Source organism: Pseudomonas sp. CFBP13528 (genome assembly GCF_005233615.1).
GTDB lineage: Bacteria > Pseudomonadota > Gammaproteobacteria > Pseudomonadales > Pseudomonadaceae > Aquipseudomonas > Aquipseudomonas fluorescens_AM.
The window spans coordinates 348,927-365,123 of sequence record NZ_QGAJ01000005.1; the positions used below are offsets into that span (position 1 = coordinate 348,927).

Consider the following 16,197-nt stretch of genomic DNA (forward strand, 5'->3'; position numbering starts at 1 on the left):
ACGTAGCGGCTTTAAGCGGACGCTTGACCTTCGGCGAGGAAGAACCAGGTTTCAAGCACGGAATCGGGGTTCAGCGAGACGCTTTCGATACCCTGTTCCATCAGCCATCTGGCCAGGTCAGGGTGATCGGACGGGCCCTGGCCACAGATACCGATGTACTTGCCGGCCTTGTTACAGGCCTGGATGGCGTTGGACAGCAGCTTCTTGACCGCAGGATTTCGCTCGTCGAACAGGTGGGCGATGATCCCGGAGTCACGGTCCAGGCCCAGGGTCAGCTGGGTCAGGTCGTTGGAGCCGATGGAGAAACCGTCGAAGAACTCCAGGAATTCCTCGGCCAGGATGGCGTTGGACGGCAGCTCGCACATCATGATCACGCGCAGGCCGTTTTCGCCGCGGCTCAGACCGTTTTCGGCCAGCAGATCAACCACCTGGCTCGCCTCGCCCAGGGTACGCACGAACGGCACCATGATTTCGACGTTGGTCAGCCCCATCTCGTTGCGCACACGCTTGAGGGCGCGGCACTCGAGTTCGAAGCAGTCACGGAAGGCCTCGCTGATGTAACGCGAGGCGCCACGGAAACCCAGCATCGGGTTTTCTTCTTCCGGCTCGTAAAGCTTGCCGCCGATCAGGTTGGCGTATTCGTTGGACTTGAAGTCCGACAGCCGCACGATGACCTTTTTCGGGTAGAACGCCGCCGCCAGGGTGCTGATGCCTTCCACCAGCTTCTCGACGTAGAAGCCCACCGGGTCGTTGTAACCGGCGATGCGCTTGTCGACGCTTTCCTTGATGTCCAGCGGCAGGCCGGCGTAGTTCAACAGGGCCTTGGGGTGCACGCCGATCATGCGGTTGATGATGAATTCCAGGCGGGCCAGGCCCACACCGGCGTTCGGCAACTGCGCGAAGTCGAAGGCGCGGTCCGGGTTGCCGACGTTCATCATGATCTTGAACGGCAGGTCCGGCATGGCGTCGATGGAGTTCTGCTTGATGTCGAAGCCCAGCTCGCCTTCGAAGATGAAGCCGGTGTCGCCTTCGGCGCAGGACACCGTCACACCCTGGCCATCTTTCAACAGCTGCGTGGCGTTGCCGCAACCGACAACCGCAGGAATCCCCAGCTCACGGGCGATGATCGCCGCGTGGCACGTGCGCCCGCCACGGTTGGTAACGATGGCGCTGGCACGCTTCATCACCGGCTCCCAGTCCGGATCGGTCATGTCGGAGACCAGCACGTCACCCGGCTGGACTTTGTCCATCTCGGACACGTCCTTGATGATGCGCACCTTGCCGGCGCCGATGCGCTGGCCGATGGCGCGGCCTTCCACCAGCACGGTGCCGGTTTCCTTGAGCAGGTAGCGTTCCATGACGTTGGCCGACGTGCGGCTCTTAACGGTCTCGGGACGGGCCTGCACGATGTACAGCTTGCCGTCGTCACCGTCCTTGGCCCACTCGATGTCCATCGGGCACTTGTAGTGCTTCTCGATGATCATCGCTTGCTTGGCCAGCTCGCTGACTTCAGCGTCGGTCAGGCAGAAACGCGCACGCTCAGCCTTGTCGACGTCAACCGTTTTAACCGAGCGACCAGCCTTGGCCTCGTCGCCGTAGATCATCTTGATCGCCTTGCTGCCCAGGTTGCGGCGCAGGATGGCCGGGCGACCGGCCTCAAGGGTGTGCTTGTGCACGTAGAATTCGTCCGGGTTGACCGCGCCTTGTACGACGGTTTCGCCCAGGCCGTAGGCGCCGGTGATAAACACCACGTCACGGAAGCCCGATTCGGTGTCCAGGGTGAACATCACGCCGGCGGTGCCGGTTTCCGAACGTACCATGCGCTGCACACCGGCAGACAAGGCCACCAGCTTGTGGTCGAAACCCTGGTGCACGCGGTAGGAAATGGCGCGGTCGTTGAACAGCGAGGCAAAAACTTCCTTGGCCGCGCGGATCACGTTTTCCACGCCGCGGATGTTCAGGAACGTTTCCTGCTGACCGGCGAAAGAGGCGTCCGGCAAGTCTTCGGCGGTGGCCGAGGAGCGCACGGCGACAGCCATGTCCGGGTTGCCGGCGGACAAGGTGGCGAAGGCGGTGCGGATTTCTTCGTTGAGCTTCTCGGGGAACTCGGCTTCCATGATCCATTGACGGATCTGGGCGCCGGTCCTGGCCAGGGCGTTGACGTCATCGACGTCCAGAGCGTCCAGCGCGGCGTGGATCTGGGCGTTCAGGCCGCTCAGCTCGAGGAAATCACGGTAAGCCTGGGCCGTGGTGGCGAAACCACCCGGCACCGAGACACCGGCGCCTGCAAGATTACTGATCATCTCGCCGAGGGATGCGTTCTTGCCCCCCACGTGCTCTACATCATGGACGCCGAGCTTATCGAGGGAAACTACGTACTCTACCAAGGTGATCTCTCCACTTTCTGTGTTGGAAAAGCTCAGGACGCGGCTTGCTCAGTAGGAGCGAACGCCAGCGCTTGTGGCCTGGACCTGGAAAATAAGTGAGAATGCGGCCCACTGCGGGACGGCAAAATCGCGCCTATCATATCCAAGATTCGCCATCAGCTTAAGGCCCAGGGCTCAAATGAAACGATCTGCTTTCTTTATTTCCGATGGCACCGGCATCACGGCCGAAACACTGGGCCAAAGCCTGCTCGCGCAGTTCGAAAACATTACCTTCGCCAAATTCACGCGACCTTATATAGACAGCGTGGATAAAGCGCGGGCCATGGTACAACAAATCAATCTGGCGGCTGAAAAAGACGGTTGTCGCCCGATCATTTTCGACACCATCGTCAATCAAGACATTCGTGAGATTCTCGCGACCTCGAATGGTTTCATGATCGACATTTTCTCCACGTTCCTGGCGCCATTGGAACAGGAGTTGAGCGAGCATTCCTCTTACTCCGTCGGAAAGTCCCATTCCATTGGTCATAATTCCAACTATATGGAGCGTATCGAGGCAGTGAACTTCGCCCTCGACAACGACGACGGCGCCCGCACGCACTATTACGACAAGGCCGACCTGATCCTGGTGGGCGTGTCGCGCTGCGGCAAGACCCCGACCTGCCTGTACATGGCCATGCAATTCGGTATTCGCGCGGCCAACTACCCGCTGACGGAAGACGACATGGAACACCTGACGCTGCCCGCCGCCCTGCGCGCCCATTCGCACAAGCTGTTCGGCCTGACCATCGACCCGGACCGCCTCACCGCGATCCGGAATGAACGCAAGCCCAACAGCCGTTATTCAAGTTACGCCCAGTGTGAGTTCGAAGTGCGCGAAGTGGAAAACCTGTTCCGTCGCGAGAATATTGCGCACATCAATTCCACGCATTTTTCGGTGGAAGAGATTTCGGCGAAGATTCTGGTGGAGAAGGGTGTGGAGCGCAGGTTTAAGTGAGGCAGCGGCAAGCTGCAAGCTGCAAGCTGCAAGCTGCAAGCTATAAGCTGCAAGAACATGCCACTCGGCTCTCGTCTTGAAGCTTGAAGCTTGAAGCTTGAAGCTTACGTCTTGCGCCTTAACACCTACAACTGAAACCGCCCGCCCCCCTGCCCCAGCGCCGTCGCCAGCGCATCGAACCCCGCCCGCAGCAACTGATCATCCCCCGAGGTATTGCAAATACTTGCCCGGATAAACTGCGGCACCGCCGTCTGCCCCACGGCAAACGCTTCGGCGGTCGCGATCAGGTAGTTGTTCTGCTTGAGTTCTGCCTCGATTTCCGACGCGCGCCAGGGTTCCGGCACTTCGATCCAGAAGTGCGGGCTGTTGAGGTGAGTGCGATACTGCAGACCGCTCAATAAGCCCTCGACCAAGGCCTTGCGCCGGCTTATCTCGTTGATCTGCTGGCGCAGCAGGTATTCCGCCGTGCCGTTTTCGATCCATTGGGTCGCCAGTTCCAGGGTCACCGGGGTGGCCATCCAGCAGGTCGAACGCAGCGCCGCCGACACCCGGCTGACCAGCGCCGGCGGCGCATGCACATAGCCCACGCGCAGCCCGGCCGATACCGCCTTGCTCAAGCTGCTGATCAGGATCGTACGTTCAGGGGCGAAGTAACTGAGGGGCGGAGGACGATCCTCGACCAGCACGCCATGGGCTTCATCCTCCAGAATCAGCAGATTATGTTCACGACAGACCTTGGCCAACGCTTCACGGCGCGGGACTGACAACACTGCGGTTGTGGGATTCTGGATCGTTGGCGTGCAATACAGCGCCGAAACCCGGTGATTTCGACAGACTTCATCCAGCGCACCCGGCAGCACGCCTTCTTCATCCATCTCCAGCCCGATCAACCGCACACCCAGCATCCGCGCGGCGGTGATAAGCCCCGGGTAAGTCAGTTGCTCGGTGACCACCGTGTCGCCGGCGCGCAGCAACGCCATCATCGCGCAGAGCAAGCCATGCTGGCCGCCATTGACGCAGATGACCTGCTCGGGAATTGGATGAAAGTCGCGCTGCACCAGCCATTGCGCACCGGCCTCGCGATAGCGCGGCAGGCCCGCGTCCGGGGTATAGGCGCTGATGTCCTGGAGAAATTTGCCGTTGGTCGACAGGGTTTGGAAGCTCTGGGCAAGGAATACCGTTTCCTGCCCCGGAATATGCATGTTGCGGCTCATGTCGAAGTACTGGCGTGGCTCCTCGCTGAAGTTGCGAAAGCCTTCATCACGCTGGCGCTCCATCCCACGCTTGCGCACGAATGTACCGTCACCCACACGCGCCACCACCAAACCCAACCGCTCCAGCTCACCGTAGGCCCGGCTGATGGTGCCGATAGTGACGCCCAGGTTGTCGGAAAGCACCCGATGAGGCGGCAGTTTTCTTCCCGGTTCAATCGTGCCTTCAAGGATGCCCCGTTCCATGACATCGGACAGGCGCTTGTACTTCACGCCCTGACCGTTGGACAACCCCTCACGCATAATTGACACCATGTCAATATTTGTTTTGACAGTCATCATTCGCCCTAATAGTGTGCTTTTGCGGGTTCAATCACCGGATTGAATCACTTATAACAAGTTCAATATAGAGTTCAATTCCGGCTCAGGGAAGCAATAAACGATGCCAATGTCCGCCATTCTTGAAAACACCGCAAAAACCAAAACCCGTAAACAATGGCTGGCCGGCTTGATCACCAGCGTCATGTTCCTGATCGTGTGCCTGAGCTGGGGCACTACCTGGCTGGGCATCAAGATTGCGGTGGAAAGCGTGCCGCCGCTGACGTCAGCAGGCCTGCGCTTCCTGATCGCCTTCCCGCTGTTCCTGTGTTTCGCCATGGTGCGCCGTGAGCCGATTGTGTTCCCACGGGAAAGCCGCTGGTTCTTCGTGTTCGTGACCCTGTCCTACTTCAGCATTCCCTATTACCTGCTCAATTACGGCGAGATGCACGTCTCGTCCGGCCTGACTGCCCTGCTGTTCAGCTGCATGCCGGTGTTCATTCTGATCTTCTCCGCGCTGTTCCTGCGTGAGCGCATCTACCTGTCCCAGGTGGTCGGCATCGGCATCGGTTTCGGCAGCCTCTACATGATCATCAAGAGCCAGGGCCTGCACCTGGACCATGCCGAGTTCTTCGGCGTACTGGCGATTCTGACCGCCGCGATCATGCACGCGTTGTGCTACGTGATTACCAAACAAAAAGGCAGCGCCATCAGTGTCATCACCTATAACACCCTGCCCATCGGCATTGCCGGGCTGATGCTGTTCGTGGCCGGCCTGTGGTTTGAAAACCCGACGTTCGACGCCATCACCCTGCGTTCCTGGAGCGCGCTGTTCTACCTTGGGCTGGTCGCTTCGGTGGGCGGTTTCATTGTGTATTTCATGCTGCTCAAGCGCCTGAGCCCGATCATCCTGTCATTCGTGTTCATCATCTTTCCGGTGTTCGCAGTCATCATCGGTGCCTGGTACGAAGGGGTGGAGATTTCCCGTGACCTGATGCTGTACTCGGCGATCCTGCTGGCCGGCTTTGCGATCACCAAGCTGCCCATCGAAAAACTGCTGGCCAACAAAAATTGACCCCTGCACCCATCACCCAGCGACGCGAGAGAAACATGGATGTCCTGCGCCCCGAAGCCCTGGAACAGATCTACGCCCACGCCAGCCGCAGCTATCCCGAGGAGTGCTGCGGTTTTATCTTCGCCGACGGCAGTGTGTACCTGGGCAGCAATATCCAGAACGAGTTGCACCGCAGAAACCCGCAGATGTACCCGCGCAGCGCGGCCAACGGCTACACCTTTTCAGTCGCCGATACGCTGCTGCTGAACAAGGCGTTTCGCAGCGACAACCCGGTGGTGGTGATCTACCACTCGCACCCGGATGTCGGCGCCTATTTCAGTGATGAAGACCAGGACAAGGCGCTGTTCCTGGGCGAGCCGATCTACCCTGTAGGCTACCTGGTGGTGGATGTTCGCCAGGGCCAGGCCCTGGGGTCAAAGCTGTTTGCCTGGGATGGCAAGCATTTCGCCCTTCAACCTTTCAACGACCTGCACACGGAGTTGTCCATGAACGCTGTCTCTTTCCCCGACATTCTGGTTCGCGTGGCCAAGCTGCCGCAATCGACCCTCGAGGGCGCAGGATCGACATTGCGCGAAGTCATTGAAAACCTCTGCGACAGTCACCCACAGTTGCGCCCGCATCTGTTTCACGAGCAGAACAACCAGCTCAAGGAACACTTCCTGTTTACCGCCGAGGAAGCGTTGATCGACGCCGACGACAGCTTGCCGGAAAAGGCCCGGATCGAAGTGCTGCTGGCGACCTCCGGCGGCATCGACGTCGACACCCTGAGCAACGAAGAAGTGCAACGCTACGTACGCCATATCACTCTGCCCGGTGTCGGCCGTGAAGGTCAGTTGAACCTGAAGAAAGCCAGGGTGCTGATCATCGGCACCGGTGGCCTGGGCTCACCCATCAGCCTGTACCTGGCGGCGGCCGGCATCGGCACCCTGGGCCTGGTGGACTTCGACGTGGTGGAAAGCAGCAATCTGCAACGCCAGATCGTACACGGCAACAGCACCCTGGGCATGCCCAAGGTGGAGTCCGCCAGGCAACGTTTGCAGGATCTGAACCCCCACATCCAGATCAACACACACAACACCGCGCTCGATACCGACAACGCCCTGGAACTGGTGGGCGCCTATGACCTGGTGATCGACGGCACGGACAACTTCGACACCCGCTACCTGGTCAATGACGCCTGCGTGCAGTTGGGCAAGCCTCTGGTATACGGCGCCATCTACCGCTTCGACGGGCAAATCAGTGTGCTCAACCATAAAGGCGGGCCGTGCTACCGCTGCCTGTTCCCCAAGGCCCCGCCCGCAGAGCTGGCCCCCAATTGCAGCGCCGGCGGGGTCATCGGCGTGTTGCCGGGGGTGGTCGGCATGATCCAGGCGACCGAGGCGATCAAATTGCTTATCGGCATTGGCGAACCTTTGTCCGGCCGCTTGATGCGCTTCGATGCGCTGGCCATGAAATTCAGCGAAATCCGTTTCAAGCGCCGTGCCGACTGCCCGTGCTGCTCAGACCTGCGCCACAGCCAGACCGCCACGCCAGCGGTGTGCGCGGACGCCGTGCCGAGCCACCCGTCCCTGGCCGACGAGCGCTACATTGAGCCCCGCGTGCTCAAGCAAGTGATCGACAACCACCGCAGCGCCGACGTGTTGCTCGACGTACGCGACGCCAGCGAACTGGAAGTGTGCAAATTACCAGGCGTGGTGCACATCCCCCTGGCCGAGCTCGATGAGCAGCTCGGCAGCCTGAGCCGCGACAACACCCATTACCTGATCTGCTACGCCGGCACCCGCGCCGAGCAGGCCGCCAGCACCTTGCTGGCGGCGGGCTTCGCCAACACCAAAGTCTTGCAGGGCGGCATGAAACATTGGGTGCGCGACGTCGAACCCGACATGCCGCTGTACTGACCGGGGGCCGACCGATGCTGCATAACTCCATTCTCGACGTGATCGGCCAGACCCCGATCGTGCGTCTGGCGCAGTTTTCCGAAGACCTCGGCATCGAGGTCTACGCCAAGCTGGAATCCCTCAACCCGGGCGGCAGCCACAAGGCGCGCATCGCCCTGGGCATGATCCTCGACGCCGAACGCCGGGGTGTGTTGATGCGCGACTCCGGGCAAACCATCATCGAACCCAGCGGTGGCAATACCGGCATCGGCCTGGTGATGGCTGGCAATGTGCTCGGCTACAAAGTGGTGCTGGTGATTCCGGACAACTACAGCCCGGAAAAACAGAAGCTGCTGCGCCTGTATGGCGCCAGGGTGGTGCTCTCGGACAGCCGCCTGGGTAACAACTCCCACGGCGAAAAGTGCATGGAGCTGCTGTTGGAAAATCCCAACTACGTGATGCTCAACCAGCAACGCAACGGCGCCAACCCGCAAACCCACCGCGACACCACTGCGCCGGAAATCCTCCGTGCCTTTGGCGAACGGCGTGTGGACTACTTCGTCAGCGGCATCGGCACCGGTGGGCATCTCACCGGGATCGGCGAAACCCTCAAGGCCGCCTGGCCGGCACTGCGCGTGATGGGCGTGGAACCGGAGGAATGCGACCTGCTCAAGGACCGGCACGCCCCGCACGCCATCCAGGGCCTGTCGATTGGCCTGATCCCGAGCATTCTCAACCTGGACGTGCTGGACGGCATGCTCAAGGTGTCGCATGGGGCGTGCCTGGAGATGATCAAACGCATCATGCGCACCGACGCCATCAGCCTGGGGCTGTCCTCGGCCGCCAATATGGTCGCCATCGCCCAACTCGCCCCGGAACTGCCGCCTGAAACGGTGGTGTTGACCATGGTCTACGACAATGCCGACAGCTACCTGCCCAGTTTCGAATAGCCGGTTACCCAACCAAACAGAATGCGGGGGTGCCTCCATGGGAGGCTTTATCGACATGCAACAGCTGCACGATGAGTTGCTGACCCACCTCATCCAGACCCTGACGCCCGGGCAGATGAAGCAGCTGGAACCGCACCTGGCGCCGCTGATCCAGAACGCTTCCCAGGCGGTGGCCGAGGACCTGATCGCCTACGCCTATCGCGACCCGGCATCGCGCGGACGCGGTGAGCTGATCCTGGAATCCTACGCTTCGTTCAAGGCGGTGTTGTTCTACCGGCTTGCGCACCTGGTGTGGCATTTTCCGGAGCCCGCCCACGGCGTATTTACGCGCATGGCTCTCAAGCTCAGCAACCAGGGCAAGATCCTGTCCGGGGCCGAGATTCACCCGGCTGCGCGCATCGGCCGGCGCTTTGTGCTGGACCATGGCTACGGCACGGTCATCGGTGAAACCTGCGAGATCGGTCACGATTGCTACATCCTCTGCGGCGTGACCCTGGGCGCTCGCGGTATCGCCAACAACCCGGACGGCAAGCGTCATCCACGCCTGGGCAACCATGTCGAGGTCGGCGCCGGGGCGCGGGTGCTGGGCTATGTGCAGATCGGTGACAACGTGTTTATCAGCCCGTCCTGCGTCATTACCCAGGACGTGCCGGCGGGCACCAAGGTCAAAGTGGTCAACCAGATCCAGTTGCAGAAAAACGATGAATCGGAGCACAGCAGCTACCTCGGCGCGTTCGCACTGGATGAGCGCCTGCACGTGGTCGGCGAGGTCGATGCGGGGCACAAGGTCACGGTGCTGGACGCCGACTTTCATCCACTGCCGGGGCTGATGCTCGAACCTACGGTGAAGGAGCGCCATCACCTGCAATTTCGCCTGCGCCGTCTCGACCTCGGCGAACAACTGCCACGCCTGCCGCTGAACCTGAAAGTCTGCGGGCCGGCGTTCGAAATTACCCTGCTCTCTCCCCCTGGCTTGAGTGCGATGGTGCGTCACCTGTTGCAAGCCAGCCCACTGATCGTCGGAGGTTGAACATGTCCGTGCACACCATGGAAACCCTGGCGCTGTTCGACAGCGCGCCCTATCAAAACGCCTTCAGCGCCCGGGTGATTGCCGTCAGCGAGCACGGCGTCGCGCTGGAGCACACCCTGTTCTACCCCACCGGCGGTGGACAACCGGGCGACACCGGCCACCTCATCCTGGCCGACGGCAGCCGCGTGCAGGTCACCGGCACGGTGCGCGATCCGGTGCTGCGCTCGATCATCTGGCACCAGGTGGAACATCGCCCGGCGCAACTGATCGCCGGCGCCCAGGTAGACGCCGGCCTGGACTGGGAGCGCCGCTACCAGCATATGAAGATGCACACCTGTCTGCACTTGCTCTGCTCCATCATCGACGCGCCCGTCACCGGTTGCAGTATCAGCGCGGACAAGGGTCGCCTGGATTTCGACCTGCCGGAAATGACCCTGGACAAGGACAGCATCACGCGCGACCTCAACGCACTGATCGAGCAGGCGCACCCGGTGCAAACCCTGTCGCTGGCCGCTACCGAGTACGCCACCCTGCTGCAGATCACCCGCACCCAGGCCGTTGCGCCGCCGGTCATCCAGGGTTCGGTGCGGGTGATTGAAATTGCGGGCATCGACATCCAGCCGTGCGGCGGCACCCATGTGCTCAATACCGAGGAAATCGGCCGGGTGTTCTGCGAGAAGATCGAGAAGAAGAGCAAGCACAACCGCAGGGTGATTTTGCGGTTTGAAGGCTGAAATGTGGGAGGGGGCTCGCCCCCGATGGCGGTGGATCAGTACCTGATGCACTGACTGACACTCCGCTATCGGGGGCAAGCCCCCTCCCACACTGGCCGCGTTGTTTTCTAGATCATGAACAGGTCCATGAAACGGTTGACTGGCGTAGCCTCAAGCCGTGCCTGGTCCTTGCACAAGGCAAAAATCTCGGCGCAGCGCTGCGCGGGGAAGCGCGTCGCCAGATTGGCTTTGAACTTGGCTTCCAGCAGAGGGATGCCTTGCTCACGACGACGGCGATGGCCAATCGGATACTCTACCGTCACCTGCTCGGTGCAGGTGCCGTCGGTGAAGAACACCTGCACCGCATTGGCAATGGAGCGCTTGTCGGCCTCCAGGTATTCGCGGCTGTAACGCGGGTCTTCAACGATGACCATTTTCCCGCGCAGTTCATCGATGATTGGATGGGCCGCATGGAAGTGGTCTTCATAATGTTCGGCCACCAGGTCGCCGAAGGCCAAGGGCACGGCGGTCATGTATTGCAGGCAATGGTCACGGTCCGCCGCGTTGGCCAATGGGCCGACCTTGGAAATGATACGAATGGCCGACTCGTGGGTGGTGATCACGATACGTTCGATTTCATGCAGGCGCCGCTTGACCAGCGGATGCAAGGTGACCGCCGCTTCGCAGGCCGTCTGCGCGTGGAACTCGGCGGGAAAGCTGATCTTGAACAGCACGTTCTCCATCACGTAGGTGCCATAGGGTTGGGACAGGCTGAAGCGACGCTGTTCTTCAGGCTTAAGGGCCAGGTCCTTGTTGGTGTGGCTGAACACTACGTCGTAGAAGCCCCACTGCGGCGCGCTCAGCACACCGGGGATGCCCATCTCGCCGCGCAACGCGATATCCGCCAGGCGCACCCCGCGACTCGACGCATCGCCCGCCGCCCAGGACTTGCGCGAACCGGCATTGGGCGCATGGCGATAAGTGCGCAACGCTTGTCCGTCGACAAACGCATGGGACAAGGCGGCGAGCAGTTGCTCGCGGTTGGCGCCCATCAGTTTGGCGGTAACTGCCGTCGAGGCGACTTTGACCAGCAGCACATGGTCGAGGCCGACGCGGTTGAAGGCATTTTCCAGGGCAATCACGCCCTGGATCTCGTGGGCCATGATCATCGCCTCCAGCACGGTGCGTACGCTCAGCGGTGCGTCGCCGTTGGCCACGCGTTGCTGCGACAGATGATCAGCCACCGCGAGGATGCCGCCCAGATTGTCCGAAGGGTGGCCCCACTCCGCCGCGAGCCAGGTGTCGTTGTAATCGAGCCAGCGCACGATGCAGCCGATGTCCCAGGCAGCCTTGACCGGGTCCAGCCGCAACGAAGTGCCCGGCACCCGTGCGCCGAACGGCACCACGGTGCCTTCGACGAGCGGCCCCAGGTGCTTGGTGCACTCGGGAAAGCGCAACGCCAGCAGGCCGCAGCCGAGGGTGTCCATCAGGCAGTTGCGTGCGGTGTCCAGGGCGGACTCGGACTCGATTCGGTAAGTGAGGACATAGTCGGCAATGTCCTGCAGGACCTGGTCGTAGTCGGGGCGGTTGTTCTGGTCGACGTTGGCGCTCATGGCAGTTCTCCAAAAAGGTTGGTTTATTCCTCAGGGTCACGGTTGATCATCAGGGCAGGTCTGGTTGCCTGCCTTGGAATAGAAATCCCCTGTGGGAGGGGGCTTGCCCCCGATGGGGGTGGGTCAGCTGATGAATGTGTCGACTGACACACCGCAATCGGGGGCAAGCCCCCTCCCACAGTTAGAAAGCGTCACCGGGGACGCGCACGAAACCTTCCATCAACACCCGCGCACTGCGGCTCATGATGGCTTTCTTAACCACCCACTCACCGTTGACTTGCGTCGCTTCGGCGCCGACGCGCAAGGTGCCCGACGGATGCCCGAAGCGCACGGCATTGCGCGCCACGCCACCGGCCGCCTGGTTGACCAGGGTGCCGGAAATCGCCGCCGCCGTGCCGATCGCCACCGCCGCCGTGCCCATCATGGCGTGGTGCAACTTGCCCATGGACAAGGCTCGCACCAGCAGGTCCACATCGCCGGCCTTGATCGCCTTGCCGCTGGAGGCCACGTAATCGGCAGGCTTGGCCACGAACGCAACCTTCGGCGTGTGCTGGCGCTGGGCCGCTTCGTCCAGGTGTTTGATCAGGCCCATGCGCAACGCGCCATAGGCACGCACGGTTTCGAACATGGCCAGGGCCTGCGGGTCGCCGTTGATTGCGCCTTGCAGCTCGGTGCCGGTATAGCCCAGGTCTTGGGCATCGATGAAAATCGTCGGAATGCCAGCATTGATCAGGGTGGCCTTGAAGGTGCCGACACCCGGCACTTCGAGTTCGTCGATCAGGTTGCCGGTGGGGAACATCGAGCCGCCACCCCCCTCCTCTTCCGCCGCCGGGTCGATGAACTCCAGCCGCACTTCAGCGGCTGGAAAGGTCACACCGTCGAGTTCGAAATCGCCGGTTTCCTGCACCGCGCCGTCGGTCATGGGCACGTGGGCAATGATGGTCTTGCCGATATTGGCCTGCCATATGCGCACCACGGCCACGCCGTTGTGGGGCACGCGGCCTGGGTCGACCAGGCCGGCGCTGATGGCGAACGAACCGACCGCCGCCGACAGGTTGCCGCAGTTGCCACTCCAGTCGACAAACGGCTTGTCGATGGAGACCTGGCCAAACAGGTAGTCCACGTCATGCCCGGCACGGGTGCTCCTGGACAGGATCACGCTTTTACTGGTGCTGGACGTGGCGCCGCCCATGCCGTCGATCTGCTTGTCATAGGGGTCGGGGCTGCCGATCACCCGCAACAGCAAGGCGTCACGGGCAGCACCCGGTACCCGGGCCGATGGCGGCAGGTCCTCGAGGCTGAAGAAAACCCCCTTGCTGGTGCCGCCACGCATATAGGTGGCGGGGATCTTGATTTGCGCTGCGTGTGCCATGGTTATCCTCTTCAGGCGGTCGCCGCCGATTCCAGGAAGTCCTGGGCAAAACGTTGCAACACGCCGCCCGCCTCGTAGATTGACACTTCTTCAGCGGTGTCCAGGCGACAGGTGACCGGCACCTCGACACGCTCGCCATGCTTGCGATTGATCACCAGGGTCAGTTGCGCGCGCGGCGTGCGTTCGCCGACCACGTCATAGGTTTCGCTGCCGTCGATCATGAGTGTGTGGCGGTCGGTACCCGGCAGAAACTCCAGGGGCAATACGCCCATGCCGACCAGGTTGGTGCGGTGGATACGCTCGAAACCCTCGGCGGCGATCGCTTCCACCCCGGCCAGGCGCACGCCCTTGGCCGCCCAGTCGCGGGACGAGCCCTGGCCGTAGTCGGCACCGGCGATAATGATCAGCGGCTGCTTGCGTTCCATGTAGGTTTCGATGGCTTCCCACATCCGCGTGACCTTGCCTTCAGGCTCGATACGCGCCAGGGAGCCCTGCTTGACCTTGCCGTTTTCCTGCACCATTTCGTTAAACAGTTTCGGGTTGGCGAAGGTCGCGCGTTGCGCGGTCAGGTGATCGCCGCGGTGCGTCGCGTAGGAGTTGAAGTCAACTTCCGGCAGGCCCATTTTCGCCAGGTACTCGCCGGCGGCACTGTCCCGCATGATCGCGTTGGACGGCGACAGGTGATCGGTGGTGATGTTGTCCGGCAGCACCGCCAGCGGGCGCATGCCCTTGAGCGGACGCGCACCGGCCAATGCGCCTTCCCAATACGGCGGGCGGCGGATATAGGTGCTTTGCGGGCGCCAGTCGTACAGCGGGGCGACTTTGGGACCGGTATCTTCGTGAATCGCGAACATCGGGATGTACACCGCGCGAAACTGCTCCGGTTTGACCGACGCCTTGACCACCGCGTCGATTTCTTCGTCGCTTGGCCAGATGTCCTGCAGGCGGATTTCCTTGCCGTCGGCGTCGAGCCCGAGCACGTCTTTCTCGATATCGAACCGGATGGTGCCGGCAATCGCATAGGCCACTACCAGCGGCGGCGAAGCGAGGAAGGCTTGCTTGGCGTACGGGTGAATACGCCCATCGAAGTTGCGGTTGCCCGACAGCACGGCAGTGGCGTACAGGTCGCGGTCGATGATTTCCTGCTGGATCAGCGGGTCGAGCGCGCCGGACATGCCGTTGCAGGTGGTGCAGGCAAAGGCCACCACGCCAAACCCGAGTGTTTCCAGCTCATGCCCCAGGCCTGCTTCTTCCAGGTACATGGCCACGGTTTTCGATCCCGGCGCCAGGGACGACTTGACCCACGGCTTGCGCGTCAGCCCGAGCCTGTTGGCGTTACGCGCCAGCAGGCCGGCGGCGATCACGTTGCGCGGGTTACTGGTGTTGGTGCAACTGGTGATAGCGGCGATGATCACCGCGCCGTCGGGCATTTGCCCTGGCACTTCGTCCCACTGGCCGCTGATGCCTTTTGACGCCAGGTCGCGGGTGGCGACACGGGCGTGCGGATTGCTCGGACCGGCCATGTTGCGCACAACGCTGGAGAGATCGAATGTCAGGCCACGCTCGTATTGCGCGCCCTTGAGATCATCGGCCCACAGGCCGGTGTGGCGCGCGTATTGTTCTACCAGGGCGACTTGTTCGTCTTCTCGGCCAGTGAGTTTCAGGTAGGCGATGGTCTGCTGGTCGATGTAGAACATTGCCGCCGTGGCGCCGTATTCCGGAGCCATGTTGGAAATCGTCGCACGGTCGCCCAGGGTCAGCGCCGATGCCCCTTCCCCGAAGAACTCCAACCAGGCGCCGACGACCTTCTGTTGGCGCAGGAACTCGGTCAGCGCCAGCACCATATCGGTGGCGGTGATACCCGGCTGCAGCTTGCCGGTCAACTCCACGCCGACGCTTTCGGGCAGGCGCATCCACGAAGCACGCCCAAGCATCACGCTTTCGGCTTCAAGGCCACCGACGCCGATGGCGATCACGCCCAGGGCATCCACATGCGGGGTGTGGCTGTCGGTGCCCACGCACGTGTCGGGAAACGCCACGCCGTCGCGTACCTGAATCACCGGCGACATTTTCTCCAGGTTGATCTGGTGCATGATGCCGTTGCCGGGTGGGATCACATCGACGTTCTTGAAGGCCTTCTTGGTCCACTCGATAAAGTGGAAGCGATCTTCGTTGCGGCGGTCTTCGATGGCGCGGTTTTTTTCGAACGCCTGAGGGTCGGCACCACCGGCTTCGACGGCCAGGGAATGGTCGACGATCAACTGGGTGGGCACCACCGGGTTGACCTGCGCCGGATCGCCGCCTTGCAGGGCAATGGCGTCGCGCAGGCCGGCCAGATCCACCAGCGCGGTCTGGCCAAGGATGTCATGGCAGACCACGCGGGCCGGGAACCAGGGGAAATCGAGGTCACGCCGGCGTTCGATCAGTTGGCTCAGGGACGCGTTGAGGGTGGCCGGGTCGCAGCGGCGCACCAGGTTTTCCGCGAGTACGCGTGAGGTATAAGGCAAGGTGGCGTAGGCGCCAGCGCTGATTGCCTCGACAGCCGCACGGGCGTCGAAGAAATCCAGGCGGCTGCCGGGGAGCGGTTTGCGAAATTCAGTGTTCATCGTCAGGACTCGGTCACGGTGATTGCAAAAGGAAGACCTACGCCGGTC

Annotated in this window: 11 protein-coding genes; 6 read left to right on the forward strand and 5 right to left on the reverse strand. The window is 61.8% G+C overall.

The features are described from left to right. Positions 1-11: 11 nt before the first annotated feature. Positions 12-2,387, reverse strand: coding sequence for a phosphoenolpyruvate synthase (ppsA, locus tag PspCFBP13528_RS13440; protein WP_065949830.1), 2,376 nt, complete (start codon positions 2,385-2,387; stop codon positions 12-14). Between the two features lie 178 nt (positions 2,388-2,565). Here ppsA and PspCFBP13528_RS13445 point away from each other — a divergent pair, with 178 nt between their 5' ends. Beyond that, positions 2,566-3,384, forward strand: coding sequence for a pyruvate, water dikinase regulatory protein (locus tag PspCFBP13528_RS13445; RefSeq protein ID WP_003230310.1), 819 nt, complete (start codon positions 2,566-2,568; stop codon positions 3,382-3,384). Between the two features lie 125 nt (positions 3,385-3,509). Here the strand turns inward: PspCFBP13528_RS13445 and PspCFBP13528_RS13450 are convergent, their stop codons facing one another. Further along, the gene (locus tag PspCFBP13528_RS13450) at positions 3,510-4,934 is read right to left on the reverse strand and encodes a PLP-dependent aminotransferase family protein (protein WP_065949881.1); all 1,425 of its coding nucleotides are present in this window, start codon (positions 4,932-4,934) and stop codon (positions 3,510-3,512) included. 160 nt (positions 4,935-5,094) lie between these two features. Between PspCFBP13528_RS13450 and PspCFBP13528_RS13455 the strand changes: the two genes are divergently transcribed. Genes PspCFBP13528_RS13455 through PspCFBP13528_RS13475 form a run of 5 tightly spaced genes read left to right on the forward strand, consistent with a single transcriptional unit; the run spans position 5,095 to position 10,579 of the window. Further along, positions 5,095-5,988, forward strand: coding sequence for an EamA family transporter (locus PspCFBP13528_RS13455; protein WP_162515426.1), 894 nt, complete (start codon positions 5,095-5,097; stop codon positions 5,986-5,988). A gap of 35 nt (positions 5,989-6,023) precedes the next feature. Next, a complete protein-coding gene (gene moeB / locus PspCFBP13528_RS13460) occupies positions 6,024-7,886 on the forward strand; it encodes a molybdopterin-synthase adenylyltransferase MoeB (protein WP_137200381.1) in 1,863 nt (620 codons plus the stop codon). 14 nt (positions 7,887-7,900) lie between these two features. Beyond that, positions 7,901-8,815, forward strand: coding sequence for a PLP-dependent cysteine synthase family protein (locus PspCFBP13528_RS13465; protein WP_101220701.1), 915 nt, complete (start codon positions 7,901-7,903; stop codon positions 8,813-8,815). A 37-nt stretch (positions 8,816-8,852) separates the two neighbouring features. After that, on the forward strand, positions 8,853-9,845 hold the full coding sequence (locus tag PspCFBP13528_RS13470; protein WP_065949834.1) for a serine O-acetyltransferase: 993 nt from the start codon (positions 8,853-8,855) through the stop codon (positions 9,843-9,845). Positions 9,846-9,847: 2 nt separating this feature from the next. Continuing rightward, positions 9,848-10,579: an alanyl-tRNA editing protein gene (locus PspCFBP13528_RS13475; RefSeq protein ID WP_065949835.1), complete on the forward strand. Its 732-nt coding sequence runs from the start codon at positions 9,848-9,850 to the stop codon at positions 10,577-10,579. Between the two features lie 107 nt (positions 10,580-10,686). Here PspCFBP13528_RS13475 and prpD read toward each other — a convergent pair whose 3' ends face one another. The 3 genes from prpD to acnD form a co-directional block, all read right to left on the reverse strand. Next, positions 10,687-12,171: a 2-methylcitrate dehydratase gene (prpD, locus tag PspCFBP13528_RS13480; protein WP_137200382.1), complete on the reverse strand. Its 1,485-nt coding sequence runs from the start codon at positions 12,169-12,171 to the stop codon at positions 10,687-10,689. A gap of 181 nt (positions 12,172-12,352) precedes the next feature. Then, positions 12,353-13,543, reverse strand: coding sequence for a 2-methylaconitate cis-trans isomerase PrpF (gene prpF, locus PspCFBP13528_RS13485; protein ID WP_137200383.1), 1,191 nt, complete (start codon positions 13,541-13,543; stop codon positions 12,353-12,355). An 11-nt stretch (positions 13,544-13,554) separates the two neighbouring features. Further along, positions 13,555-16,149, reverse strand: coding sequence for a Fe/S-dependent 2-methylisocitrate dehydratase AcnD (acnD, locus tag PspCFBP13528_RS13490; protein WP_101220699.1), 2,595 nt, complete (start codon positions 16,147-16,149; stop codon positions 13,555-13,557). Positions 16,150-16,197: the final 48 nt, after the last annotated feature.